Here is a 23,319-nt window from a genome sequence, read left to right as displayed (position 1 = left end):
AGTGACCCCGCGGCCCGCGTGACCAGAGAGCCGACACGCGTGACTAGGGAGTCGACACGCGTGATGGGGAGGTCGACACGGCGCCGCTGCCTGCCGCAAGCCGTGTCGACTCTCCAATCACGCGAGTTGACCTTCGGTCACACCGGGGCCGCCGGGAGCAGGGACGAGATCCGCAGTGAGGACGTCCCGATCCCCGTCGGCCCGCCGAACCCGGACCCACCGACCGGGTGGTACCTCAGCTCCGTCTCCGTGTAGCGCCCCACGTTCTCGTGCCAGTGCAGGATCCCCGACATCCAGCTGCGGAACTCCTCGACGTACGCCAGCAGCGTCTCCTGCACCTCCGGCGCCACGTCGTAGTCGCGGAACAGGGCCGGCAGCTCGATCGACGCCGCGTGGCGGAACTCCGCCAGGCGGGCCGCCATCAGGTCCGTCACCACCTCGAACGCGCGCTGCTCGGAGCAGTCGAGGAAGTTCCGGACCACCAGGACGCCGTTGTTGAGCTCGCCCTCGAACTGGATCTCCTTCTGGTAGGAGAACACGTCGTTGAGCAGGCACGCGTAGTCCGTCGCCGAGTGCTCGATCGCCTGGACCGGCCGCGTCCGGTACAGCTCGGGCGGGACCGTGCGTCCGTGGGACAGCCGGGACAGGCTCATCGTGAGGTCCGAGCCGAACGTCCGGCGCCGCATCTCGACGTAGTCGATCGGGTCCGGGATCCGGTTCTCCGCCTGGTTCTTCAGCTCCCACAGCCAGCTCGACGTCATCGTGTCGACCGACCGCCGCAGTGCCGACCGGGCCGCCGGGTCCAGCTCCGCCGTCGTCCGCGCCCAAATGTCGGCCAGCCCGGCCTCCAGCTGGGTCGACGGGGTGGCCGTGCCCGCCATGATCGCCGACAGCCGCAGGTTGCACGCCTTCGCCGCCACCAGGTCGCGGGTCGCGCCGAACATCAGCGGGTAGTAGTCGTCGGCGTAGGTGCCCCAGGTCAGCCAGTCGCTGGTGACGTCGAGCTCGTCGGCCGTCGCGTCCGGGTGGATGCCGGCCGCGCACAGCGGCAGGTCCGCCGCGCGCAGCTTCCGCTCGTCCCACACGACTCCGTCGAGCAGCCCGGTCCGCCGCGCCCAGTCGACGTTGCGGACCCGGCACGCGTCCAGGTGCGGGTTCAGCCGCAGCGGGAACGGCGTCTCGAACGACGGCCGCGGCGGCGAAACCACCCGGAACGGCGTGTGCCCGTACGCGCGCAGCCGTTGCGGCGCGGTGGCGAGCACCGAGGTGAAGATGCGCGCCGCGGACGTCCCGATGCCGGACGCGCCACCCGGCTCCGGGCCGCCGCGGCCGGCCAGTGCCCCCTCGTTCATGTAGCGGCTCGAGCGCAGGTGCCATTCGTGCCCGCCGGACTGCCAGTCCTGCAGGCCCTTGACGTAGGCGAACGTCGCCGCGCGCGCGGCCGGGTCGACGCCGTGCTCGTCGAACAGGCCGGGGACCTCGGTGAGCGCGGTGTGCTCGAACTGGTGCAGCCGCGAGGTGATCAGGCTGTTGACGGCGTCCGCCGCTTCCTGCGTGGTCAGCCCGAGGAACTTCTCGAACACGAGCACGCCGTTGGACAGCTCACCCTCGTCCTGCACCTCCCGTTGGTAGGAGAACAGGTCGTTGCGCAGGTGGACGCTGTCGGCGAAGCAGTCGCGCAGGACCTCCATCGGCCTCGACGCGGCGATCTCGTCCGGCACCTCGGCGTGCACCGAGTGCTCGACGAGGTTCGCCGACCACGGCGCGCCGCCGACCTTCCGCCGCATCTCGACGTACTCGATCGGGTTGGCCAGCCGGCCTTCGGTGATGTTGGCGAGCTCCCACAGCGATTCTTCGAGCAGCGCCTTCGTGCTCTCGACGAACCGCCGCCGCCAGCCGTCGGTGCGGTGCGGGATGGTGCGGTTCCACAGGTCGGTCAGGCCGCGCTCGACCGGGTTCTTCGGTGTCGCGGTGATCTCGCCTTCGGCGGGCATGAACAGGTCGAGCCGGTCGAGGTAGGTGCGCGCGCTTTCGATGTCGCCGGTGCGCTTGTACAGCTCGAGGAAGTGGTCGTCGAAGTAGAAGACCCAGACGTACCAGTCGGTGATCAGGTCGAGCTCGCCGGCGCCGGCGTCCGGGTGGGTGTAGGCGCAGAGCAGCGCGTAGTCGTGGGAGTCGAGGTCGTGCTCGGTCCAGATCACCTTGCCGTGCTGCGGGACGTCGATCATGTCGAACTCGCGCGCCCACGCCTTGCTGTGCGCGCGGGCGCCGTCGAGATGCGGGTTCAGCCGGGCGGGGTACGGCATGTAGAACTCGGGGAGGACGAACGGCTGCTGAGGCACCCCGTGAGGCAACCAAACCGCGCTGGTGTCCGCCAAGAGGAACAGCGGCGATGCACACGAACGGGCCGACGGCGTCCCCCGGCCGGCCCAGCGGGGTGCACGGGCCGGTCAGCACCCGGCCGCCCGCCGTCGCACGATGGGGGACGACCCCGACCGAGGAGAACCCGATGACCGACCGGACCCGAGTGGCCGACAACCCCGACGAGAGCCGCTACGACCTGTGGGTGGGCGAGAAGCTGGCGGGCTCCGCCTACTACGACCTCCGTGGGGATCTCACGGTGTTCACCCACACGGAGATCGACGACGCGTTCAGCGGGCAGGGGCTCGGCAAGGTCCTAGCCGCCGCCGCGCTGGACGACGTCGTCACGCGGGGCCGGACGATCGTGCCGGTCTGCCCCTTCATCGCCGGATATCTGAAGAAGAACCCGGGCTATGAGGACCACGTTCGCTGGCCGAAGGGGTGAGTGTTACGCCGAAAGGCGCAGCGTCACGAGGCCGTTCGGGTCTGGCTTGAGAGGTATGTCCGGATCTGCTGGTTATTAACCAACCTTAGTCGGTGGTGCGTTGGTTGCCCGGCAACGAAAGTGACCGGCGCAGGCTTCGAACCGGCAAACTGGAGGAAGTTGATGACTCCCCGGAAGACCGCCCTCAAGACCTTCGCCGTCTTGTCGGCCGCCGCGCTGACCTCCGGCGTGTGCGCGTCAGCGGCCACTGCGTCCCCACTGGCCTTCTCCGAGATGCAGGCCAACGCCGTCAGCAACGCCACGCAGGTGGCGAGCACCCTCGGCGCCACCTCCGGCGGCATCTACCTGGAGAACGGCAAGGCCGTCGTCAACGTCACCGATGACGCGTCCGTGCAGAAGGTGCAGGCCGCCGGCCTGACCGCGAAGAAGGTCAAGCACACCTTCGCCGCGCTCACCGGCGTCAAGAACCAGCTGGACGCGGTCAAGAACGTCCCGCAGACCGCGTGGGGCATCGACACCAAGACCAACCAGGTCGTGGTGAAGGTCTACGACGCGGCCAGCAAGGAGACCGCGGACAAGGTCAACGCGGCCGCCGCGAAGTACGGCGACAGCGTCCGCGTCGAGCACCGCACCGGCAAGCTGGAACTGCACATCGCCGACGGCGACGCGATCCAGAACGACCAGGGCCGCTGCTCGCTCGGCTTCAACGTGACGCGCGGCGGTTCGCCGTTCCTGCTCACCGCGGGCCACTGCACCAACCTCGGCGGCACCTGGGCCGGCGGCGACGTCTCCGGCGCGCAGGTCGTCGAGAGCGACTGCCCCGATGCGGACTCCGGCCTGCTGACCCGCCCGAACGGCTCCGGCCCCGGCGAGATCAACACCGGCCAGGCGATCACCAGCGCCGCGGAGCCGACCGTCGGCGAGCAGATGCAGAAGCAGGGCTCGACCACCGGTGGCGGCAGCGGCGAGATCACCTCGGTCGACGAGTCGGTCAACTTCGACGTCGGCGTCCTGAACCACGAGTTCGGCACCACCGCGCACACCGACCACGGTGACTCGGGCGGCCCGGCCTACGACGGTTCGAAGGGCCTCGGCACGCTGTCCGGCGGCGACACCGTGACCAGCTACTTCTACCCGCTCACCCTCGAGCTGCAGGCCTACGGCCTCGAGCTCGCCTGATAAAGCCCGCAGGGCCCCTTCACACGCGTCGAGGGCGCGTGAAGGGGCCCTGCTTCCATTTCAGAGCCGCTTCGCGCGGTAGACGGCGTCGGTGTGGTGGCCCTCTCCGCGCGTCTCGCACGTCTCGACGAGCCACTCCCAGGCGTCGCCGAGGTAGCTCGTGATCTCTTCCGGCTCGAAGAACAGCTCGATCGGCGGCGTCTGGCCGTCGAACTCGCGCATGGCCTTCGGCGAGTGCCCGACGACCAGCAGCGAACCGCCCGGCCGGATCGCCGCCGCGGCCGCGGTGAAGACGTCGCGGCGCAGGTCCGGCGGCAGGTGCATGTACTGCGCGGAGATCAGGTCGTACTGCTCCTCCGGCCGCCACTCCAGGATGTTCTTGTGGAGCCAGCGGACGGTCACGCCCGCTTCCTTGCCGGCTTCCTCGGCGCGGGCGAGCGCGATGGTCGAGATGTCGGCGCCGTCGACCGTCCAGCCGTGCTTCGCGAGCCAGATCGCGTCGCCGCCTTCGCCGCTGCCCAGGTCGAGGGCGTGCCCGGGGGTCAGTCCCTCGACCTCGGCGCGCAGGTTCGCGTTGACGCTCCCGCTCCAGATCCGGTGCTCGTCCCGCTGGTACATCGCTTCCCAGAAGTCCTGCTTCAGCATGTCTTCGACGATCATGGGGCCCTCGTGCGGCATGGTTCCTCCTCGGTGACGTCCCCAGCATGCGGAGGACGTCACCGAGGAGGCAAATCGTGTTGCCGATCCGGCAACTCAGGCCGGGCCGTACACCTGCATCTCGTACAGCGAGTAGCCGTACGACGTCCCGCGCGTGACGCCGTTCATCCGCACGTAGCGGCCGCTGCCGGTCAGCCCGGTGAGGTCGTCGGTGGCGCCGTTGCCCGTCGTGGTGGTGTAGATCGTCGTCCAGTTCGTGCCGTCGGCCGACGTCTGGATGGTGTACCCCTTGCCGTACGCGGCTTCCCAGGACAGCTTGACGTGCGAAACCGTCTTCGTGGCGCCGAGGTCGACGCGCAGCCACTCGCTCGCGGAGCCTTCCTTCGAGGCCCAGCGGGTGCTCGTCAGGTTGCCGTCGAAGGCCGCGCTCGCCGGGTAGGACGACGACTCGGTCGACGACGCCGTCGCCGTTTTGCCCTGGGAGAGCAGGGTTTCCTGGCCGCCGCCCCCGCCGGTGACCGTGACGCCGAGCGAAGCGGTCTTCGTCCCGCCGGTGATGGTGACCGTCGCCGAGCCGGGGGTGGCGTTCGCGGCGGCCGCGACCGTGACGGTCGAGGTGCCGCCGGCCGGCACCGACGTCGGCGAGAAGGACACGGTGACACCCGCGGGAGCGCCGCCCGCGGACAGCGAGACGGCGTCCGAGCTGGTGACGGTGGCCGTCGCCGACGCGCCCGGCGCGACCGAAACCGCCGACGGCGTCACGCTGAGGCTGCTCGGGGCGCCCGCCGCGGTGAACGTCCAGCGCGCCTGGGTTCCGGAGCAGCTGCCCGCGGTGAGCGTCGTGCCCGAGGCGCGGAAGCACTTCTTGCTCGTCTGGATGTCCGAGATCGTGCCGTCGGGGTTGATCGACCACTGCTGGGCGGGCCCGCCGGTGCAGGTCTGCAGCACGATCGAGCTGCCGGAGATGCCCGCGCACTTGTCGTTGATCACGAGGAACGCGCCGTGGAAGGTGAACCGCTGGGCGTCGCTTTCGGCGCACGCGGCCACTTTCAGCGTCGTCCCGCTGCTCGGGGCTTCCAGGCAGGTGCCGGTGGAGGTGTTCTTGTACTGGCCGACGGTCGTGTTCGGCTGCGCGCCGCCCCAGCATTCACCGGTGCCGGTGTTGAAGATCGGCGTCGCGTCGTAGGGCTCGTTCGACGGCGGGTCGACGACCACCGGCTCCATGACCGGCGTGTTGTCCGCGTTGTAGTGCGTGAGCGCGTCTTCGCAGTCGATCGCGTCGAAGGCGCTGCCGCCCTTGCCACCGAGCCAGAGGTCGATGTGGCGCAGGCCGGGACCGCCGTTGGGGCCCTGGCTGTTCCAGTCGTCGGAACACTCGTCGCAGCCGTCCTCCATGATGAAGTACTTCTTCACCCGCGGCACCCAGACCTTGGTGCCCGGCTTGAGCTCGTCGCTGCTGGTGGCGAAGGTGATCGGGTCGGCGTAGCTGCCCTTGCCGCCCGCGGTGTCGTGGATCTGCGGGTAGGCGACGTCCCCGCCGGGCGGGGTGTTGTCCCACCAGCCGTAGAAGGTGAGGAAGGTCGGCTGCGTGGTGGCCGCGTTCGCCGTGCTTCCGCCGGCGAGGGCGGTGGCCAGGGCGAGGAACAGGGTCACGACGAGCACGAGCGCGCGCCGGGTCATGCTGCCTCCGGGAGGGGGTGGGGCGGACGGTGGACGCGGCGTGCGTCCAGGTTCGCCGCGCGGGGGCCCGCCGTCAAGACTTGTTCGTAAAGTTTCCTAACTAACTCGGTTGGTGTTCCGGTCGCCGGGAAACCCGTGCGGGGGACCGCTTTCCTCGGCGAAGATGGCGTCATGAGCGAACAGCGGGAAATCGTGGTCACTGGGGGCGGCACCGGCATCGGGCTGGCGATCGCCGCCCGGTTCGCGGCGGCGGGCGAGCGGGTGACCGTCACCGGGCGGCGCAAGGACGTGCTCGAAGCCGCGGCGGAGAAGATCGGCGCGCGGGCGGTGGCCTTCGACGCGAGCGACCCGGCGGCGGTGCGGGCGGCGCTGGCCGAGCTGCCCGCACGGGTGGACGTGCTGGTCAACAACGCCGGCGGCAACACCGACCGGGTCCGGGAGGCCCCGGCGCCGGGCGACCTCGCCGGGCTGGCGGACGCGTGGCGCGCGAACTTCGAAGCCAACGTCGTCTCCGCCGTTCTCGTGACTACCGCCTTGAAGCCGCGCTTCGCGGACAACGTGAGGGTTGTGACTCTCGGCTCCATCGCGGCGAAGCAGGGCTCCGGCTCCTACGGCGCGGCGAAAGCGGCGATCGAGGCGTGGAACACCGACCTCGCGCGGCAGCTCGGCCCGGCCGGGGGCAGCGCCAACGTCGTGGCGCCCGGCGTCACCCTCGACACGGAGTTCTTCCACGGCACGGTCACCCAGGAGTGGGTCGACGCGCGGGTCGCCGTCGCGTTCGACAAGCGCGCCGGGCAACCGGAAGAAGTCGCGGAAACCGTGCAGTTCCTGGCAGCGCCGGGCGCCGGGCACATCACCGGTCAGGTCGTGCACGTGAACGGCGGCGCGTACGGCGCCCGCTAGGCCATCCGGGTCGGAAGTGGGTCGAACGTCCCACGACGGCCCCGGTTCTCTCCATGGTGGAGGTGTCCAGACCACCGGCAGAGAGGTGTGATCCGCCGTGACGGCGACATCCGAAACCCCGGCCCTCCCGACGACACGACCGGCCGGATGCCCGTTCGACCCGCCCGAGAACTACGCCGCGCTGCGGGAAGCCGCGCCGACGTCGCAGGTGCGCTGCCCGGCCGGCATGGACGCCTGGCTGGTGACGCGCTACAGCGACGTCCGCGCGGTGCTCGCCGACCGCACGATGAGCTCGCGCGGCGCGTCTTCGGTGCACGTGAACCCGAACGCCGACCTCGACGAGGAGGTCAGCCCGGGCTCGATCATCCAGCTCGACGGCAAGGAGCACTCGCGCATCCGCAAGATGGTGATCGCGGAGTTCACCGTGCGGCGCGTGGAGGCGATGCGCGAGTACGTCCAGGAGCTGGTGGAGAGCCACCTGGACGCGATGCTCGCCCGGCCGGGCGAAGCCGATCTCGTGCGGGACTTCGCGTTGCCGATCCCGTCGCTGGTGATCTGCGAGCTGCTCGGCGTCCCGTACGCGGACCGCTCGCGGTTCCAGCGGCAGAGCGGGTTCCTCGTCAGCACCGACGCGACGCCCGAGGAGGGGAAACAGGCCTACGACGAGCTTTCCGGGTTCCTGGCGGAGCTGTTCACCGAGAAGCAGCGGAACCCGCAGGACGACCTGTTCAGCCGGCTGATCGCACGCGGTGAGGCGTCCGGCGACCCGCTCACGATGGAGGAGCTGGTGGTGCTCGGCCTCAGCCTCCTGGTGGCCGGCCACGAGACGACGGCCAACATGATCGCGTTGAGCACGCTGGTGCTGCTGGAACACCCGTCGCAGCGCGACGTCGTGCTGGCGGCGCCGGAGCGGGCGGTCGAGGAGCTGCTGCGGTACCTGTCGGTGGTCCAGTTCGGCGTGCTGCGCTACGCGACTTCCGACGTCCAGGTGGGTTCGCGCTCGGTCAAGGCCGGGGAGTGGCTGGTCGCGGCGCTCAACTCGGCGAACCGGGACGAGGAGCTGTTCCCGGGAGCGGACAAGCTCGACTTCCACCGCGAATCGCCGCGCACGCACGTGGCGTTCGGGTTCGGCGCGCACCAGTGCATCGGCCAGCAGCTGGCGCGCGTCGAGCTGCAGGAGGCGTTGACGCGGCTGTTCCGCCGGGTGCCGGACCTGCGCCTGGCGGTGCCGCGGGAGTCGTTGGTGTACAAGCACAACACGCTGGTCTACGGGGTGCGAGAGCTGCCGGTAGCCTGGGGTTCGTGACAGCGCGAGAGCTCTGGGCGGCGGTGGAGCCGCTGCACGCGGCGGTCTACTTCGCACCCGAAACGGCGGCAGCGGCGAAGGAAGCGGGCCTGCGCGGGTACTGGATGGGGTACTTCGCGGGCCGCCTGGCCCCGCTGGGCCCGATCGGCCCGGCGCCGGCGACGTCGGTGCTGTTCGGCTTCGCCCCGGCGATGGTGGCCCGCGCCGTGCCGGACGCGTGGTCGTTCGCCGCGCCGGAGCAGGTTCTCCGGTCCCGGCTCGACGCGGTGGAAGCCGCGCTGAGCCGGGCCGTGGGACCGGACCACGAAGAGCTGGCGGGCTTGCTCGAGCGAGCGGTTTCGGCCTGCCGCTTCGACGGCCGCCCGCTGGCGGCGGCGTGGGCGTCGGTCCCGAAGCCGTCGAGCGCCCTGGGCCGCATCTGGCTGGCGGCAACGGTCCTGCGCGAGCACCGAGGCGACGGCCACGTCCTGTCGGCGGTCCACGCGGGCCTGACGGGCCTGGAGACAACGCTCACCCACATCGGCGACGGAGTGATCACCCGAGCGGACGTCCAGCCGCACCGAGGGTGGTCGGATCCCGCGTGGGATGCAGCGATCTCGGGGTTGCGAAGCCGTGGGCTTTTGGACACCGAGGGACTTCTGACGCCTTTGGGTGCGGCGTTGCGCCGTCGCGTCGAGGAGGACACGGACCGGCTGGCGGCGGCGCTGGTCGAGGAGCTGGGCGAGGATTTGGGGCGGACGCTGGAGCTGGCGGTCCCGCTGAGCCGGACGGTGATCGACGCGGGCTTGGTCCCGGTGCCGAACCCGATGGGCGTCCCGCGCCCGTGACGTCACCCGGGCCGGCGGGCAGCCCCAGCCCGCCGGCCCGGGTCCCCGGGTTCCCCCGAGGTCACTCGTCCCCGCCGCGGCGGCGCAGCAGGTCGTACTGGCAGCTCAGCTCGTGCGCCTGGTCCTCGTACTCGCGTCTCGCCGCGAGGAAGGGCCGCACGCAGTCGCTGTAGTGGCGCAGGTCGTCCTGCTCGAGTGAGCCGTCGCGGAACGCCGTCCAGAACACCAGCGTCGCCGAAACGACCATGACCAGCGCGACCAGCACCGCCATCAGCACGGCCAGGTCGTTCATCCCCGACAGCACACCCTCGGTGTAGACGCGCACGAACATCACCACGCCCATCAGCCCGACCAGCAGCCCGACCGTGACCAGGCTCAGCTTCGAGCCGACCGACAGCTTCGGCCAGTCCAGCTGCCGCTTGGCGTTCTTGTGCTGGCGCTGGTTGTGGCCGAGGTGGTGCAACGCCGTCGCCGCGCCGCCGGTCGCCAGCACCGAGATGACGATGCTGATCGCCAGCGGCAGCCCGAGCGGGTCGCTCCAGTCGACGTTGAACACCGAGCTGGCCAGCCACAGCATGATCGGCAGGTCGACGACGGTCACCGTGAGCAGCGTCAGCACCCGGGTCACCCGGCCGACGCGCCGGTGGCGCAGGCTCCCGCGCATCTGCTCGAGCCCGATGAGCCGGTCGATCAGGTCGGCGCGGGCCTCCGCCTCGCCGACGGTCAGGTTCTGGCCGTGCGGGCCGACGACGTGGCCGTCCATCGCGCGGGCGGCGCGGTAGGTCAGCTCCTGGATCCGGGCCTGCAGCAGGTCGCCCGCCGGGGTCTCCGCGCGGCGCCGCGGCTGCGGCAGGGGGAGGTTTCGTGTTTCGTCGATGCTGGTCATGACTGCCTCCTGGTCTGGCTACGAGCTCGGGCCGGGGCCCTGGTACGTGATCTCCACCCGCCTCATCCGGGCCGCCGCCGCTTCGTCGAACCGCCCGCCGGCCATCGCGGTGACCCCGGGCTGCGTCCCGGTGCCGGTGGCGTCGACCCGCTGGGTCACCCCGGCCCCGGTGAGCGCGCCGGCGACGGCACGCGCTCGCTGTTCCGCCAGTTCCCGCCGCCCCGCGTCGGTCGACCCCGGTGGATCGGCCGCGAAGCCGCGGACGGTGACCGGCGCGGTGCCGCGACCGGCCGTGATGCTGCCCGCGAGCGACCGGAGGAGGTCGCGGGCCGATTCGGACAGCACCGCGGAGTCCCCGGCGAAGCCGAGCGCGGCGTCCGAAACCGTGGTGGTGACCTCGCCCCGCGGGCCGGTCACCGACGTCACCCCGGGCACCGGCACGACCGGCGTCGCCACGGTCGCCCGCGACGGCTCGGCCGGGACCCGGCTCTGGTCGACGTCGCACGACGCGGCCCCGGCCGCCCGGCAGATCGCCTGCCAGTACGCGGCCAGCCGGTCGTGAGCCGGCGCGGGCAGCGGCGGCTGCACGCCGGCGACTGAACCGAGCCCGGCGAAGAGCACCCGCCAGCCGGTCAGCCGCGGCACCTGCCCGGCGGCGGCCAGCTGGGCGGCGACGGCGGCGGGGTCGGCCGTCCAGCCGACCTGACGCAGGTCGAACGCGCCCCCGGTGCTGAGCCCGCTGCTGTCGACCACGAGCGTCCCGGCGGGCAGCCCGCGGACGGCGTCGGTGAGGCCGGCGAGCAGGTCGAGCCCGCTCTTGCCGGCCGCGGTGGCGCCGATGGCGTCGACGGCACTGGCGACGTTCCGGTCGATCAGCGACGGCCGGGAGAGCCCGTGTTCCAGCGAGCCGTCGGCCCGCCGCGGCGTGAGCACGACCGACCGCCGGTCCCCGCCGTCCGCGGCCGACACCAGCACGACGCTGCTCTTGCCCGAGCCCTGCTGGGAGACGTTCCCGCTGTTCGCGGCGTCGCGCAGCACGGCGAGGACGGCATCGGTGACGGCCGGCCGAGGCTCGTTCGCCGTCCCGCTGACGACCACGACGACCCGGTCGCCCCCGCTGGGGGTCACGGTGCGCGCCGGCAGCGCGCAACCGCTGACGACGGCACCGAAAACGATCATCCCGGCAAATGACGCCCGAGTGGCACGCTGGCTGCCGGACGTCGAGTTGTTCAAGCCCAGCTGGGGCTTCGAAGGCCGGACTCCCCGTGCCGACCTGGTGTTCCGAGGCTGCATGACGACCTCCCAGGGGTCCATGAGCACCTTCAGCGTGACATTTGCCCGGTAACGATGTCAATTGACAGAACGATGTCACCTGCACGGTTCTCCCTGCTCAAGGCATGCGCACGGCCCATCGTCCGACACGGCCTCCCCGAATGCCGGGGTCAAACGGGCCGAACGGAGTAACTTGCCGGTGGGCGGTAGGAATCTTCACAGCAAGTGGCAGGCGAAGAAGGGCAAGTGACGGAGAGAGGTAGGCTGAGGCGATGGCGAGGTACGACGCCAACGTCGAAGGTGTCCGGAACGTCTTCCTCAAGCTGAGGACGCGCAGCGGGCTGACCGTGGAGCGCCTCGAGACCACCGAGGTCGACGTCCGGCTGCTCGCCGAGCTGCCCGCCGTCCGGCGCCACATCGGGGACACCGGGGTGTCCGAAGGCGAAGCGATCGTGGACGTCGTGACCACGGTCGTCGCCGGCCTCGACCCGAACGACCTGCTGATCGCGGACGCCGCACTGGCCCTCGGCGTCCTCCGCGCACGCGTGAGCCCGGGCGCGGAGATCGGCCGGCTGTACGCGGAGGACCTGGGGGAGCGCCGCCGCGCGCTGGCCGAGGGCTGGGACGCGCTGCACGCGCTGCTCGGCGTCACGAGCGACTACCCGGCGCCGACGGTCCGGAGCCTGCGCGGCTCGATCGAAACCCGGGCGCTGGGCGTGCTGGCCGAACGCTGCGTGCGGGACGCGGAGCCCGTCGAAGCCGAACCCGCCGGGGAGACGGTGGGCACCGTGGTGGTGGTGGGCGGCGCGTCGACCGACCACGTCGTCGTCGCCGACCAATGGCCCGACGTCAGCGAAGCGATCCAGGCCCAGTCCTTCGACGTGCACCCAGGGGGCAAGGGGCTGAACCTGGCCGTCGCGGGGCGTCGTCTCGGGCTGGACGCGCGGCTGGTGGCCGCCGTCGGCGGTGACTCTCAGGCCGGCGACCTCCTGCAGTTCATGCGCAAGGAGTCCTTGTCGACCGATCTGGTGAAAGGGACGCCGGGAGCGGCGAGCCCGCGGGCCCTGGTGCTCGTCGGCCCGACGGGCGAGACGCGGTACCTCGGCTGGATGAACGAGCTCGAGGTCTCACTGTCCAGAGAGGACCTTCGCACGCCTCGCGTGCGGGAAGCGATGGCCGAGGCGGACGCCGTGCTGGTGACCCTCGAGCCGCCGATGGAAACGATCAAGTGGGCGCTCTCGGCCGCTACCGCGCAACCGAAGAAGCCCTTGGTGCTGCTGCAGGCCTCGCCACCCCGTGAGGCGCCGCAGCAGCTCTACCGGCTCCTGCGCGGGGTGGACTACCTCGTCGGCCGCGAAGGCGAGCTGCGCAGGCTGCTGTCCGATCCGGACAGTCCGCGCACCGTCGACGACCTGGCCCGGTCCCTGCTGTCCCTCGGGGTGGGCGCGGTCTGTGTCGTCGAAAGTTTCGGTTGTAGGATCCGCTCGAGCGCGATCTCCCAAGACATCGAGGGCCCGCCGGTCCCGCTCGACGACGCACCGGGCGTCCGCGAAGCTTTTTCCGCGGCGCTCGTCCAAAAACTCATTCAAGAGGGTGCCGGCCGAAGCCGCGAAGAAGCCCTGCGCTGGGCGATCGCGGCGATGGCGACCAATCCGTCACTGGACGAGATCGTCGAGTCCATGCCGGGTCTCGACGAGGTCGAGCGCACCCTCGAGACCGACCAAAAGCTGGAGAACCCGTGATGGCAGCAGTGGAACACGAACTGGTGGGCGCCGACGGGGCGTTCAGGGCCGTCGTCCTCGATGACGGGGTGGACCGCATGAATCCGCCGTGCGCGGCGGTGTACGGCGTTCCGCTCGACGGCTGCCCGGTCCGGGTCCATTCCCGTTGCGTTTACGGCGAGATCTTCGAATCGACGAACTGCGACTGTCTCTGGCAGCTGCGGGAATCACGTCGCATCATCCGGGAACACGGCTCCGGCGTGCTCGTCTACCTGGACCAGGAGGGCCGCGGCGCCGGCCTGCTGGCCAAAGCCAGGGGGCACCGGATTTCCCAGGAGAAGCACCTCGACACCTTCGCGAGCTACAAGGCGCTGGGGTTGAAGCCGGACAGCCGGCACTACGACGACGCCGCCGCGTTGCTGAGCCAGCTGGGACTGCGAGAAGTCAAGCTGCTGACGAACAATCCCGCCAAGGTGGCCGCCCTGCTGGCCGCGGACATCAAGGTCGACCAGCAGCTGCTGACGATGCCGGACCCCGGGGAGAAGGCACGGGACTACATCTCGGCCAAGGAGCGGGCCGGTTGGGCGATCGCGGCGCCGTCGACGCCGCAGCTGGTGGCGCCGCCGCTGGTTGCGCCGGAGCACACCGGGGTTCGACCAGCGGACCGCGTGAGCGCCTAAGCCGATCGTTGCCGACCCGACAACCTCGGGCCGGCTCCGCGGAACCGCTGGTGCCGCTCGCGGCCCGGGTTCGACTTCCGGCTGGACACCACCCCGTCCTCGTCCGCAGTCTCTGTTGCGCCTGGGCCAAACGCTGATCCCGTGGTCGGACGCGACGACCCCGCCGTGTCGATTTCGGCGTCGCACGTTCGACGCAGGGACGAACGCACCCGGACATCGGAGGTACTCATGACCTTGCTCGCGGGCAAGAACGCGATCGTCTACGGCGGCGGAGGGCGGATCGGCAGCGCCGTGGCCTGCGCTTTCGCCGAGGAAGGCGCGACCGTCTTCCTCGCCGGGCGGACGCTCGGCCGGCTCGACGCGGTCGCCGAGCGGATCAGGGCGGCCGGTGGGCGGGCCGAGACCGCCGAGGTCGACGCGTTGGACGAGCGGGCCGTCGACGAGCACGCCGGCTCCGTTGCCGGCCGAGGGGGCATCGATGTCTCCTTCAACCTCATCACCCACGGGGACGTGCAGGGCACGCCGTTGCTCGACATGACGCTCGCCGACTACGAGCGGCCCGTGGTCACCGCGGTGCGGACGAACTTCCTGACTGCTCGCGCCGCCGCGAGGCACATGGTGAAGCAGCAGTCGGGCGTGGTCCTGTTCTTCGGCGGCGCGGGCGACCCCGTGCGCGAGTTCTCCGTCGGCGGGCTGCAGGTCGCGTTCCACGCGCTCGAGGCGATGCGCCGGCAGATCGCCGCCGAGCTGGGGCCGCGGGGAGTGCGGACCGTGACGCTGCGGACCGGTGGCATTCCCGAAACCCTGCCCGCGGACTTCGCGGAGCGTCAGGTGGTCGAGGACAGCATCACCGGCCAGACGATGCTGGGCCGCGCGGCGACGCTGGCCGACGTCGGCGCGGTTGCCGCCTTCGTCGCCTCGGATCGGGCGCGCTCGATGACGGCGTCGACCGTCAATGTCAGCTGCGGGGCTCTCGTCGACTAGGCGCGGGCCGTGATCTGCTGGATCGTCCACGCGTTGCCGTCGGGGTCGGCGAAGTGCACAAACCCACGTTGTTCAGGTCTGCTTCGCCGTCCCAGGCGCCCATGCCGTAGACCTGGATTCCGCTGACCTCGACGCCGCGCTCGGTGAGCGCCGCGTGGGCCTTCGGCAGGTTGTTGACCACCAGCTGGAGTCCCTTGAGCGAACCCGGCGGCATGTCCGGCACGGCGCCCTTGCCGATCGCCACCGAGCAGCCCGACGCCGGTGGAGTCAGCTGCACGAGCCGCGTGCTCTCGTCGATCCTCGTGTCGTGGTCGACGGCGAACCCGAGACGGTCGGCGTAGAAGGCCTTCGCACGGTCCACATCGGACACCGGAACCACGACTACTTCGAGCGTCCAGTCCATCAGGTGTCCTTGCGCCGGCCCGCTTGGCGGACCACACGCTACCCGTGCTCGCAGCCTCCGAGTACCGCTCGTCACTGCTCCGCGATCAGCCTCCTGACTGCGTCCACCACCAGCGCCCGCCGCTGGTCGCGGGGGATCGCCGTGCGGACGCCGAGCTCCGAATTGGTCGTTGTCCACGCCGTCGAGACCGACTGGATCAGCACCAGCAGCTCCATGGGTGTGTAGTGCTTGGTCAACCTCCCGTCGTCCTGTGCTCGTTTCAGGTCGTCCAGCCGGATCTCGTTGGCCAGCACGATTTCCGTGACCCACTTGCCTTCGGGCCGCTCCAGCCGGTGCCACACCGCCAGCCGCAGCGCGTCCGGGCGCTCTTCGTACCGGTCGAAGAGCTTGCCGGCGTACTCCGGCAGGTCACCGGCGTCGAGCGGGACGTCGATGACGAACCGCGCGACCGACTCGCCGAACACCGCGTCGAACAGCTTGTCCTTGCTGCCGAAGTAGGTGTAGATCATCGCCTTGTTGCACTCCGCGGCGGCCGCGATCCGGTCTACGCGGGCGCCCGCGATGCCCCGTTCGGCGAACTCCTCGGTGGCGGCGGCCAGCAATCGCCTCTTGGTCTCGGCCGCGTCTCTCATGTCACCACTCTATCAACTGACTGGTTAGTTGACAAACGCGGACGTGGGGTGTTTCCTGGAGCTAACCAACCGGTTGGTTGTGACCGGTCGGAGAGTGAGGAGAGGGACATCATGAGCAGGACGTGGCTGATCACCGGCAGCTCTCGCGGGTTCGGGCGCGAGCTGGCCAGGGTCGCGCTGGAGACCGGTGACCGCGTGGTCGCGACCGCGCGCCGCACGGAGCAGCTGAAGGATCTCGTAGCCGAGCATGGGGAGGCGGTCCGTGTGTTCGCGCTGGACGTCACGGATCCCGCGGCCGCGCGCGAGGCGGTCGCGTTCGCGGTGCGGGAGTTCGGCGGGCTCGACGTAGTGGTCAACAACGCCGGGTACGCGAACAGCGCGCCGATCGAAGACATGGCGGAAGACGACTTCCGGGCGCAGGTCGAGGCGAACTTCTTCGGCGTTGTCAACGTCACCCGGGCGGCCCTGCCGGTGTTCCGCGAGCAGGGCTCGGGGCACTTCCTGCAGTTCTCGTCGGTCGGCGGCCGGGTCGGCGGCTCACCGGGGCTGGGCGCCTACCAGGCCGCCAAGTTCGCCGTGGAGGGCTTTTCCGAGGTGCTCAACGCGGAGGTGAAACCGTTCGGCGTCAAGGTCACGATCGTCGAGCCGGGCGCGTTCCGCACGGACTGGCAGGGTGCCTCGATGGAACGCGCGACGGTCCGCCCGGAATACGACGCATCGGTGGGGGAGATGCACCGCCTGCGCGACGCGAGCGACGGCAAACAGGCCGGCGACCCGGCCAAGGCGGCCCACATCCTCACCGACCTGGTCCGCCTCGACAAACCCCCGCTCCGGCTGCTGCTCGGCGCGGACGCGGTCGAAGCCGTGCAACGGTCGGAACGCGCTCGCGGCGCCGAAGTGGCCGAATGGGCGGAGGTGAGCCGCTCGGCGGTGTTCACAACGGAGTGATCTGCGCTCGCGGTGTTGTCGAAGGAGCTGTGCGGGCGGCCTGAGCGGAATGAACTGGGCTCGTGGTGTTGTCGAAGCGAGCCGTGTGAGCGGCCTGAGCGCAGCGAACTGTCCTCGCGCTGTTGTTGAAGGAGCTGCGTTGGCAGCTTCGGCGTAGCGAACGAGGCTGGGTCAGGACCGCTCTGCGGAGGACTCCCGTTGCTCCACCACCAACCGCTGGTGGCGGGCCGCGCGGACCCGGTCGCCGCAGGTCGTCGAGCACCAGCGGCGGCGGGCGTGCTCGCGGAAGAAGAACCGGACGCAGCCGTGGGCCTCGCACGGGCGCGCGAGCCGGCCGAGGTCACCGCTGACCACGTCGATCGCGTCGCGGGCGAGGGCGGCCAGGGCCTCGTCGGCGCTGCCGGGGTGGGCACTGTGCCACTCGAGGCTGGGACCGGCCGGCCACGCGAGCTGGGGTGCGGCCCGGTCGGCGCGGGCTGCCGCATTCACCGTCTCGAGGGCACCGGCGTCCGGTGAGCGGTCCTCGGCCAGGGCCGACAGCAGTTCGCGGACCGCGGCGCGGAGGCCGGTCAAGCGGCTCAGGTCGTCGACGCTGACGGAAGCCGCCGGGAGTTCGTGCCGGCGCATCCACGCGGTGGCCTCGCGGGGCTCGGCGAGGTCGTCGACCTCCTCGCCGGCGTTGAGCCGTCGGGTGTTGACCAGCGCCAGGGCCGGCGAACGCTCCTCGCCGGGTGCTGCAGTGACCACGTTCGCCTCCCGAGTCCAGTGTCCAGTGTCCCCGACCCGTTGACAGCTTACCTCGTCTCATGGATAAATAAAAAAGTCTCCATGAGACGCGAGGAGAAACCGATGGTCACCGTGCATCACCGCTACGCCACCGTCGCCGGGCACCGGCTGTTCTACCGGGAGGCCGGGCCCGCCGGCGCGCCCACGATCGTGCTGCTCCACGGCTTCCCGACCAGCTCGCACATGTACCGGCACCTCATCCCGGCGCTTGCCGACCGCTACCACGTCGTCGCGCCCGACTACCTGGGCGCGGGCGCGTCCGACGCGCCGTCGGTCGACGAGTTCACCTACACCTTCGATGCGCTCGCCGAGCTCACGACGGGCCTGCTCGACCAGCTCGGCCTCGATCGCTTCGCGCTCTACATCCAGGACTTCGGCTCCCCGGTCGGGCTGCGCGTCGCGGCCGGGAACCCGGACCGGATCACCGCGATCGTCACGCAGAACGGCAACGCCTACGTCGAGGGCCTGGGCGCCGGGCTCCCGCAGCGGCTCGCGGCCGGCACGCTCACCGAGGAGGACCTGCGCGCCATGGTCACCCTCGAGGCGACGAAGGCGCAGTACCTGGACGGCTCGCCCGACCCGGAGCTGGTCAGCCCGGACGTCTGGATCCACGACCAGGCCCTGCTCGACCGGCCCGGCGGCGCCGAGATCCAGATGGCGCTGCTCGCCGACTACCACCACAACATCGGCCTCTACCCGAAGTTCCACGAGTACTTCCGGACCAGCCAGGTCCCGCTGCTGGCGGTCTGGGGCGGCAACGACGAGATCTTCATCGCCGACGGCGCCCGCGCGTACGCCCGTGATCTGCCCGACGCCGAGATCCACCTGCTGGACGCGGGCCACTTCGCGCTGGAGACGCACCTGGACACCATCGCCGGGTACATCCGGGGCTTCCTGGGCCGGGTGGTGCCGAACTGAAATTCGTTCTCCCTCAACGGTTTCACGGCGCTGCCCGGTGAGCGGGACGCCGGTCCGGCGCCGGTTGACCGGCCGGACGTTCCGCTCGTAGGGTTCTGACGAGATCGCCCTGCCCAGGTCGGTCCCGGTCCCGGAGAACCCCGCCGTCGTCGTCAGGCATCCGCCTCTGCCTGCGCCGACGGGTCGTTCGCCGACGGGCCCGGGCGTGCGAGCAGCAGACCGGGGCCGTGGCGGCACGACTGTGTTCCGCGGAGGCCTCGCAGTGGTCGATCCTCCGCGCCGGCTGTGTGGAGGACGGGATGACCGGACGGATTCGGGTGGGGACGATCGTGGCCGCGGTGGCCGCGCTCGTCGCCGGGACGATCGGCGTGACGGGGTCGGCGCAAGCCGCAGACCCCTTGCTGTCGCAGGGAAAGCCGGTGACGGCGTCGTCGGCGGGCGGGTGCTGTCCGGCGCCGGACGCCGTCGACGGCGACTCGGCGACCCGCTGGGCCAGCGCGGCCGGTGTGGATCCGCAGTGGATCTATGTCGACCTCGGCGTGACCGCGCACGTCAGCCGGGTCCGCCTGCAGTGGGACGCCTCTTGCGCCACCGCCTACGAAATCGACACGTCCGCCGACCACGTCACGTGGACGCGGATCTACGCGACCACCACCGGAAAGGGGGGCGTCGAGGACCTGACCTCGCTCGACGGCACCGGCCGCTACGTGCGGGTGTACGGCACAAAACGCTGCCGCACGGACGCGTCGAAGGGCTACTCGCTGCAGGAGTTCGGCGTTTACGGTTCGACCGGCGACGTCGAGCCGCCGTCACCGCCCGGCACGCCGACGCTCGTCGGGGTCACGCCCACCAGCGCGACCATCGCATGGACCGCGGCGACCGACAACGCCGGTGTCGCGGGTTACGACGTCTATCGGGACGGGCAGCTCTGCGCCAGCACCACCGGCGCGCTCACCGCCTCCTGCGGCAACCTCAGCCCGAACGGCAACTATGGCTTCTACGTCAACGCGCGCGACGCGGCCGGGAACGTGTCACAAGCCAGCGGCACGCTCGCCGTGAAGACACCGCCGTCGGACGACCACACACCGCCGTCCGTGCCGGGGAACGTGCACACGACCGCGGTCAACAGCACGTCGATCGGGCTCGCGTGGACCGCTTCGACCGACGAGGTCGGGGTTACCGGCTACCGGATCTTGACCGTCGTCAGCGGCGCCGCCACCCAGATCGGCACCTCCGACACGGCGAACACCACGCTCGGCGGACTGACCCCGAACACCGCCTACCACCTGCAGGTGCGGGCCTTCGACGGGAACGGCAACCTGAGTGAGCCCAGTACGCCGGTCCTGGACGTCACCACCACCGCCGGGTCGACCTGTTCGCCGTCGCAGGGTGTGTGCGGCGCGACGCAGGTCGGCACCGACGACGACGTCGTGTGGGGCCTGGTCACCCTGCCGGACGGCACGATCCTCTACAACCAGCGTGACGCGCACTCGATCGTCCACCTGAACCCGAAGACCGGCGCGAAGAAGACGATCGGGACCGTGCCGAACGTCCAGAGCACCGACGGCGAAGGCGGCCTGACCGGCCTGGAGATCAACCCGGCGTCCTTCGCCTCCGACCACTGGCTCTACATCATGCACACCTCGCCGAACGACAACCGGATCGTCCGGATCAAGTACGACCCCGCCGCCGATTCGCTGTCCACCAGCACCGAACAGATCCTGGTGACGGGCATCGCGCGCAACAAGTTCCACAACGGCGGGCGGCTGCGTTTCAGCCCGGACGGCCGGTACCTGTTCGCCGGCACGGGTGACGCGCAGAACGGCGACAACGCGTCGAACACCAGCAGCCTCAACGGAAAGGTGCTGCGGATCAACCCGGACGGCACGATCCCGGCGGACAACCCGTTCCACAACGCGGTGTGGAGCTACGGGCACCGCAACGTGCAGGGGCTGGCGTTCGACTCGCAGGGCCGGTTGTGGGAGCAGGAGTTCGGCAACAGCGTCATGGACGAGACGAACCTGATCACGAAGGGCGGCAACTACGGCTGGCCGTCGTGCGAAGGGACTTCGGGGTCGTGCGGCACCGCCGGGTTCATCGCGCCGAAGAAGACGTACCCGGTGGCGCAGGGTTCGTGCAGCGGCATCACGATCATCCGCGACGCGCTGTACGTCGCCTGCCAGCGCGGCACGCGGCTCTACCGCGCGGTGATCAGCGGCAGCTCGCTGACGAACTTCCAGACGTTCTTCAACGGAACGTACGGCAGGCTCCGCACGGTGGAGCCGGCCCCGGACGGCCAGATGTGGCTGGCGACCAGTGTGGACGGTGACAAGGACAGCACCCCGCACAACAGCCACAACAAGATTCTGCGGGTGTCAGTGGGGTAAGCCCCACCGAGGAGCCGGCCGGCCACGCGTCCCGGCCGGCTCCGGCGCCACCGTTTTGTCGTACCCTCAAGCTAGGCTGTACATCGGGGGCGCGCGTTCAGGCCCCCGATGTACTTCCCTTGAGTGCCAACGATTTCTCAACCACCCAGCAGCCGCGACAGCGCATCCCGGGCTTTCGCGTCCTTCGACGCCAGCGTCGTCAGCTCCTGGGCCAGCGCCTCGAGCCAGTCGTCGATCGCGGCTTCCTTGCGGCTGATCACCACGCCCCGCACGACCTGGCGGATCTCCGCGTCGACCCCGCCGTGCTTGCCCGCGCTCAGCACCAGCACCCGGTCCGGCGTGGTGACCTGCACCGAAACCGCTTGCCCGGCGCGACCCGCGACGCGGTCGGCGAACGTGCGGCGGCGGGAAACCTCGACCATTCCCGGCGGGAGCGCGTCGCCCAATGTCTCGGACAGGACGCGGTGGTACGACTCGACGTCCGCGCGGTCCGAACGCAGCGCCGCGACCAGCAGGTGGAACTCCAGCTCGGCGCCCATCAGTCGGTGAGGGGCAGGACGAGCTGCGGTTTGGCGATGTGGTGGTCGGCGCGCAACGGCTTCACCGCGGTGCCGATCGCGAAGAACTCCGTCGTGTGGCCGCCCCACCGGTGGGGCAGGGACAGCAGCTGCACCCCGACGATGCCCTCCGCCTCGAGCTGCTCGGCCTCGGTCTGCATGCGCGACATCGCCAGCTCGCGCGCGTCGTACAACGCCTCGGTGTACTGCGGGATCTCGACGTTCTGGCCGATGTTCCCCATCATCTGCCGGAACCGCTGGTGCGCGATGTGGTAGACGCACGTCCCCATCACCATGCCGAGCGGCGCGTAGCCCGCCTGCACCAGCGTCCAGAAGTCCTGGCCGGACAGGTCGGAGGTGAACGGCTTCCCCGTGTTGTTGCGCCATTCGCCCGGTTCGTCGGCCTTGACCGCCGTGCCGACCGCGATGAACTCGGCGAGGTCGCTGCCGAACTCCTTGAACTCGATCTCGAGCCGGACCGCGACGATGCCGTCCGCGCCGAGGACGTCCGCCTCCGCCTCCATCCGCGACATTGCGAGCTCGCGGGCGTGGTACATGGCCTGGGAAAGCCGGTCGAGCTCCTGGTTCTTGCTCCACCGTCCCATCTGGAACCCGACGTGGTAGATGCTCGAGCCGAGCACGAGCCCCAGCGGCCGGAACCCGGCTTCGCGCACGAGGAGGAACTCGTTGACGCTCAGGTCCGAGGTGAACAGGCTGGTCTTCTGGCCAGGTCGCATCTCGGCGAGCCGGCGCATCGCATCCTCGGGGATGTGCTGCGCGGCGGGATCCGCGGTGGTCACGAAGCCTCCTCAGGAACGGTTCAACGGCAGGATCTTGAGCGCGGCGGTCGGCGCGGCGGCGCCGGTGTGGAACTGGGCGATCGCGGTGCCGGTCACGGTCGCGACGCCGGCGACGGCGACCTGCTGGACGGGCCAGGACTGCAGGGTCATGGCGGAGACGATGCCGCCGTCGGCGCCGCAGTCGCGGATCGCGCGGCCGAACTCGGCACGCGCGGCGGCTCGCGCTTCGGTGACGACCTTCGTGGGCGCGTCGACCTCGATGTTCCCGGCCCACGCGACGGTCTGGTTCGGCATGTTGTAGTCGAACTCCGCGCGGCCGGCGACCCCGAACGCGACGCTCACCGGGACCCAGCCCGCCTGCATCAGCTTGCCGACGTCCTGGCCCGCCAGACCGGTGGTGAACACCCGCCGCGGCCGTTGTTTCGTTTCGGCGCGGACGGCGGTGCCGAGGGCGACGAACTCCTGCATGACGTCGTCGAGCGAGGTGATGGTGAACCCGATCCCGAGCACACCGTCGGCGCCGAGCGCGGTCGCTTCCTGGACGAGCCGGTCGAGCGCGGTCTTGTAGCCCTGGCGCAGCATGCCCGACAGCAGCTTGACCTGGTCGGCGGCCCAGGTGCCCGGGCCGGCCCAGCCGATCCGCTGCACAACACAGCCCATGACCTCGCCGACGGCGGTGAAGCCGGCCACCTCGGCCCCGACGGCGCCGGGCACGGTGAGCAGCGAGGTCTTCAGCCCGGAGGAGGCAAAGCGTTCGACCCGCGCCCGCGCCACGGGCGGCAGGCCACGACCGTCCCAGTCGGGCACTTCGGACCTCCTTCGCCGGGCTCACCTCCCATCGTGGCACGGATCCGCGCGGGGAAGAGGTGGGCGAGGGGTGATCGACGGGGTATGTCCGGAAGGTCCCCTCGGCGAGGAGTGTCGGCCGACCGGCTCGCCGGCCGCCGGTGCCGACGGCCGGACGCGAGCGACCGGAAGATCGCCTCA

At 70.7% G+C, this 23,319-nt stretch carries 22 protein-coding genes; 11 read left to right on the top strand and 11 right to left on the bottom strand.

Annotation, left to right across the window (positions count from 1 at the left end; all coding sequences use genetic code 11):
• Positions 1–137: 137 nt before the first annotated feature.
• A complete protein-coding gene (locus ACZ61C_RS32260; RefSeq protein ID WP_465311756.1) occupies positions 138–2,306 on the bottom strand; it encodes a terpene synthase family protein in 2,169 nt (722 codons plus the stop codon).
• Between the two features lie 203 nt (positions 2,307–2,509).
• On the opposite strand from ACZ61C_RS32260, the gene ACZ61C_RS32255 reads away from it, so the two are divergent.
• Both ACZ61C_RS32255 and ACZ61C_RS32250 read left to right on the top strand, forming a co-directional pair.
• Complete coding sequence (locus ACZ61C_RS32255; RefSeq protein WP_465311633.1) at positions 2,510–2,806, top strand: GNAT family N-acetyltransferase; 297 nt, start codon at positions 2,510–2,512, stop codon at positions 2,804–2,806.
• Between the two features lie 162 nt (positions 2,807–2,968).
• Entirely contained in the window at positions 2,969–3,985 is a 1,017-nt protein-coding gene (locus ACZ61C_RS32250; protein ID WP_465311632.1) for a S1 family peptidase, read from the top strand.
• Positions 3,986–4,045: 60 nt separating this feature from the next.
• On the opposite strand, the gene ACZ61C_RS32245 is transcribed toward ACZ61C_RS32250, so the two are convergent.
• Positions 4,046–4,663, bottom strand: a complete 618-nt coding sequence (locus ACZ61C_RS32245; RefSeq protein ID WP_465311631.1) for an SAM-dependent methyltransferase — start codon at positions 4,661–4,663, stop codon at positions 4,046–4,048.
• 75 nt (positions 4,664–4,738) lie between these two features.
• Positions 4,739–6,322, bottom strand: coding sequence for a discoidin domain-containing protein (locus tag ACZ61C_RS32240; RefSeq protein WP_465311630.1), 1,584 nt, complete (start codon positions 6,320–6,322; stop codon positions 4,739–4,741).
• A 171-nt stretch (positions 6,323–6,493) separates the two neighbouring features.
• On the opposite strand from ACZ61C_RS32240, the gene ACZ61C_RS32235 reads away from it, so the two are divergent.
• The 3 genes from ACZ61C_RS32235 (at position 6,494) to ACZ61C_RS32225 (ending at position 9,358) form a co-directional block, all read left to right on the top strand.
• A complete protein-coding gene (locus ACZ61C_RS32235; RefSeq protein ID WP_465311629.1) occupies positions 6,494–7,225 on the top strand; it encodes an SDR family oxidoreductase in 732 nt (243 codons plus the stop codon).
• A 97-nt stretch (positions 7,226–7,322) separates the two neighbouring features.
• Positions 7,323–8,531: a cytochrome P450 gene (locus tag ACZ61C_RS32230; protein ID WP_465311628.1), complete on the top strand. Its 1,209-nt coding sequence runs from the start codon at positions 7,323–7,325 to the stop codon at positions 8,529–8,531.
• A complete protein-coding gene (locus ACZ61C_RS32225) occupies positions 8,528–9,358 on the top strand; it encodes an SCO6745 family protein (protein WP_465311627.1) in 831 nt (276 codons plus the stop codon). The genes ACZ61C_RS32230 and ACZ61C_RS32225 overlap by 4 nt, the downstream gene beginning before the upstream one ends.
• Positions 9,359–9,419: 61 nt before the next feature.
• Here the strand turns inward: ACZ61C_RS32225 and ACZ61C_RS32220 are convergent, their stop codons facing one another.
• Positions 9,420–10,244, bottom strand: coding sequence for a hypothetical protein (locus tag ACZ61C_RS32220; RefSeq protein ID WP_465311626.1), 825 nt, complete (start codon positions 10,242–10,244; stop codon positions 9,420–9,422).
• Between the two features lie 18 nt (positions 10,245–10,262).
• Positions 10,263–11,423 (bottom strand): OmpA family protein, encoded by a 1,161-nt coding sequence (locus tag ACZ61C_RS32215; protein ID WP_465311625.1) that lies wholly within the window; start codon positions 11,421–11,423, stop codon positions 10,263–10,265.
• A 365-nt stretch (positions 11,424–11,788) separates the two neighbouring features.
• Here ACZ61C_RS32215 and ACZ61C_RS32210 point away from each other — a divergent pair, with 365 nt between their 5' ends.
• The 3 genes from ACZ61C_RS32210 to ACZ61C_RS32200 all read left to right on the top strand — a co-directional run bounded on the left by ACZ61C_RS32210 (position 11,789) and on the right by ACZ61C_RS32200 (position 14,901).
• The gene (locus ACZ61C_RS32210) at positions 11,789–13,258 is read left to right on the top strand and encodes a PfkB family carbohydrate kinase (protein WP_465311624.1); all 1,470 of its coding nucleotides are present in this window, start codon (positions 11,789–11,791) and stop codon (positions 13,256–13,258) included.
• Positions 13,258–13,917, top strand: coding sequence for a GTP cyclohydrolase II (locus tag ACZ61C_RS32205; RefSeq protein WP_465311623.1), 660 nt, complete (start codon positions 13,258–13,260; stop codon positions 13,915–13,917). Before ACZ61C_RS32210 ends, ACZ61C_RS32205 begins: the two co-directional genes overlap by 1 nt.
• 228 nt (positions 13,918–14,145) lie before the next feature.
• Positions 14,146–14,901 carry an SDR family NAD(P)-dependent oxidoreductase gene (locus ACZ61C_RS32200; RefSeq protein ID WP_465311622.1) on the top strand — a complete coding sequence of 252 codons (756 nt, stop codon included), beginning with the start codon at positions 14,146–14,148 and terminating at the stop codon, positions 14,899–14,901.
• Here the strand turns inward: ACZ61C_RS32200 and ACZ61C_RS32195 are convergent.
• On the bottom strand, positions 14,876–15,304 hold the full coding sequence (locus tag ACZ61C_RS32195) for a VOC family protein (RefSeq protein WP_465311621.1): 429 nt from the start codon (positions 15,302–15,304) through the stop codon (positions 14,876–14,878). The two genes, ACZ61C_RS32200 and ACZ61C_RS32195, sit on opposite strands and share 26 nt — an antisense overlap.
• Positions 15,305–15,375: 71 nt before the next feature.
• Positions 15,376–15,936 carry a TetR/AcrR family transcriptional regulator gene (locus ACZ61C_RS32190; protein ID WP_465311620.1) on the bottom strand — a complete coding sequence of 187 codons (561 nt, stop codon included), beginning with the start codon at positions 15,934–15,936 and terminating at the stop codon, positions 15,376–15,378.
• Positions 15,937–16,047: 111 nt separating this feature from the next.
• On the opposite strand from ACZ61C_RS32190, the gene ACZ61C_RS32185 reads away from it, so the two are divergent.
• On the top strand, positions 16,048–16,884 hold the full coding sequence (locus ACZ61C_RS32185; RefSeq protein ID WP_465311619.1) for an oxidoreductase: 837 nt from the start codon (positions 16,048–16,050) through the stop codon (positions 16,882–16,884).
• A gap of 171 nt (positions 16,885–17,055) precedes the next feature.
• Here the strand turns inward: ACZ61C_RS32185 and ACZ61C_RS32180 are convergent, their stop codons facing one another.
• Positions 17,056–17,631 carry a CGNR zinc finger domain-containing protein gene (locus ACZ61C_RS32180; RefSeq protein WP_465311618.1) on the bottom strand — a complete coding sequence of 192 codons (576 nt, stop codon included), beginning with the start codon at positions 17,629–17,631 and terminating at the stop codon, positions 17,056–17,058.
• Positions 17,632–17,733: 102 nt separating this feature from the next.
• Between ACZ61C_RS32180 and ACZ61C_RS32175 the strand changes: the two genes are divergently transcribed.
• Both ACZ61C_RS32175 and ACZ61C_RS32170 read left to right on the top strand, forming a co-directional pair.
• A complete protein-coding gene (locus ACZ61C_RS32175) occupies positions 17,734–18,588 on the top strand; it encodes an alpha/beta fold hydrolase (protein ID WP_465311617.1) in 855 nt (284 codons plus the stop codon).
• A gap of 299 nt (positions 18,589–18,887) precedes the next feature.
• Positions 18,888–20,975: a PQQ-dependent sugar dehydrogenase gene (locus ACZ61C_RS32170; RefSeq protein WP_465311616.1), complete on the top strand. Its 2,088-nt coding sequence runs from the start codon at positions 18,888–18,890 to the stop codon at positions 20,973–20,975.
• 137 nt (positions 20,976–21,112) lie between these two features.
• Here the strand turns inward: ACZ61C_RS32170 and ACZ61C_RS32165 are convergent, their stop codons facing one another.
• Genes ACZ61C_RS32165 through ACZ61C_RS32155 form a run of 3 tightly spaced genes read right to left on the bottom strand, consistent with a single transcriptional unit; the run spans position 21,113 to position 23,139 of the window.
• The gene (locus tag ACZ61C_RS32165) at positions 21,113–21,514 is read right to left on the bottom strand and encodes a hypothetical protein (protein WP_465311615.1); all 402 of its coding nucleotides are present in this window, start codon (positions 21,512–21,514) and stop codon (positions 21,113–21,115) included.
• On the bottom strand, positions 21,514–22,332 hold the full coding sequence (locus tag ACZ61C_RS32160; protein WP_364520978.1) for a heavy metal-binding domain-containing protein: 819 nt from the start codon (positions 22,330–22,332) through the stop codon (positions 21,514–21,516). The genes ACZ61C_RS32165 and ACZ61C_RS32160 overlap by 1 nt, the downstream gene beginning before the upstream one ends.
• Positions 22,333–22,341: 9 nt before the next feature.
• On the bottom strand, positions 22,342–23,139 hold the full coding sequence (locus tag ACZ61C_RS32155) for a heavy metal-binding domain-containing protein (protein WP_465311614.1): 798 nt from the start codon (positions 23,137–23,139) through the stop codon (positions 22,342–22,344).
• Between the last annotated feature and the right edge of the window lie 180 nt (positions 23,140–23,319).

The sequence above is a fragment of the Amycolatopsis sp. NPDC104587 genome (genome assembly GCF_055583645.1).
The sequence above is the reverse complement of the archived record's forward strand: the minus strand, read 5'-3'. Positions and strand labels throughout refer to the sequence as shown.